At 44.3% G+C, this 2,646-nt stretch carries 1 pseudogene; it reads right to left on the minus strand.

Annotation, left to right across the window (positions count from 1 at the left end):
- Positions 1–2,646, minus strand: a pseudogene (locus IEV39_RS18335) (YadA-like family protein); the annotation flags it as partial.

The following is a 2,646-nucleotide window of genomic DNA, read 5'->3' on the forward strand; positions in this document are numbered from 1 at the left end:
GGTACGGGTAATGACATTTTCACCGCTGGTCTTGTCTTCTGCTGTTGCAGCATCAGCGCCACCGACGATGTTGAGCTTGTCACCCAAGTTACGGTGAACGTCTGCACCGGCATTACCAGCAAAGTTTAGACCTTTATTGGTCAGGTCATTTACACCATTGGTCACCTTGTCATCAACTGACTTGATCGCATCATTGATATTGTTTTTACCTGTACCACCAATGTTATTCGTGGTGATGCTACCGTCCGGATTAACCGTAGTGTTACCACCGATGCTGTTCTTGATGCTGTCAGAAATATGCTTGATCTGACCGCCATTCACGGCATCTTTAGAACCATTGGCAATTGAACCGTCAGCAACGTTAGTAATAACTTTATTACCTGCATTGATGCCATCTTTAGTGATGCTTGGGCCATCTTTGATGGTTAAGCCATTGTTGTTGAGTACGCTGTCGCCAGTGGTGATTCTGTCGAACTTCGCATCTTTCAACAATTCGATCTTGATGCCATCTGCTGTGGTACGGGTAATGACATTTTCACCGCTGGTCTTGTCTTCTGCTGTTGCAGCATCAGCGCCACCGACGATGTTGAGCTTGTCACCCAAGTTACGGTGAACGTCTGCACCGGCATTACCAGCAAAGTTCAAGCCCTTGTTTTCTAACTCGGTCTTGGTGTTGTCAATCTTGCTATTTAGCTCAGTCTTGGTGTTATTGATCGTGTTATTTAACTCAGTTTTAGTATCAGTAATCTGAGTGGTTAACTGATCTTTGGTATCTGTGATACGGTTACCCAAGTCTTTTTTAGCGTCGTCTAACTTGTTGTTGGTATCAGTAATCTTGTTATCCAGACCATCTTTGGTTTTGGTTAACTGGTCAACATTGACTGCATCTTTACCATTTACACCGTCAGCAACATTGGTAATGACTTTATTACCTGCATTGATGCCATCTTTAGTGATGCTTGCACCATCTTTGATGGTTAAGCCATTGTTGTTCAATACGCTGTCGCCAGTGGTGATGCTGTCGAACTTCGCATCTTTCAACAATTCGATTTTGATGCCATCTTCTGTGGTACGGGTAATGACATTTTCATCACTGGTCTTGTCTTCTGCTGTTGCTGCATCAGCACCACCCACGATGTTTAACTTGTCACCCAACTTACGATGAACATCTTTACCCGCATTGCCAGCAAAGTTGAGACCTTTATTGGTCAGGTCATTTACACCATTAGTCACCTTGTCATCGACTGACTTGATCGCATCATTGATGTTGTTTTTACCTGTACCACCAATGTTATTCGTGGTGATGCTACCGTCCGGATTAACCGTGGTGTTACCACCGATGCTGTTCTTGATGCTGTCAGAAATATTCTTGATCTGACCGCCATTCACGGCATCTTTAGAACCATTGGCAATTGAACCGTCAGCAACGTTGGTAATGACTTTATTACCTGCATTAATGCCATCTTTAGTGATGCTTGGGCCATCTTTAATGGTCAAGCCATTGTTGTTCAATACGCTGTCGCCAGTCGTTACGCTGCCTAAGGTCAGGTCTTTCTTGGTCGATACTTCGTAGTTGGTACTGCCATCTTTATTGGTCGTTTCTTTAACAACAATGTTGTCGCCTTCAGTCACTGTGGTTTTCGCTTTGGTTGCAGCATCTTTCACATTGCTGATCGCATCATTGATGTTGTTTTTACCTGTACCACCAATGTTATTCGTGGTGATGCTACCGTCCGGATTAACCGTAGTGTTACCACCGATGCTGTTCTTGATGCTGTCAGAAATATTCTTGATCTGACCGCCATTCACGGCATCTTTAGAACCATTGGCAATTGAACCGTCAGCAACATTGGTAATGACTTTATTACCTGCATTAATGCCATCTTTAGTAACGCTTGGACCATCTTTGATGGTTAAGCCATTGTTGTTGAGTACGCTGTCACCAGTGGTGATGCTGTCGAACTTCGCATCTTTCAACAATTCAATCTTGATTCCATCTTCAGTCGTACGGGTAATGACATTTTCACCGCTGCTCTTGTCTTCTGCTGTTGCAGCATCAGCGCCACCTACGATGTTTAACTTGTCACCCAACTTACGATGAACGTCTTTACCTGCATTGCCAGCAAAGTTGAGACCTTTATTGGTCAGGTCATTTACACCATTAGTCACCTTGTCATCAACTGACTTGATCGCATCATTGATGTTGTTTTTACCTGTACCACCAATGTTATTCGTGGTGATGCTACCGTCCGGATTAACCGTAGTGTTACCACCGATGCTGTTCTTGATGCTGTCAGAAATATGCTTGATCTGACCGCCATTCACGGCATCTTTAGAACCATTGGCAATTGAACCTTCAGCAACGTTAGTAATAACTTTATTACCTGCATTGATGCCATCTTTAGTGATGCTTGCACCATCTTTGATGGTCAAGCCATTGTTGTTGAGTACGCTGTCGCCAGTGGTGATGCTGTCGAACTTCGCATCTTTCAACAATTCGATCTTGATGCCATCTGCTGTGGTACGGGTAATGACATTTTCACCGCTGGTCTTGTCTTCTGCTGTTGCAGCATCAGCGCCACCGACGATGTTGAGCTTGTCACCCAAGTTACGGTGAACGTCTGCACCGGCATTACCAGCAAAGTT

Source organism: Acinetobacter courvalinii, assembly GCF_014635545.1.
GTDB lineage: Bacteria > Pseudomonadota > Gammaproteobacteria > Pseudomonadales > Moraxellaceae > Acinetobacter > Acinetobacter courvalinii.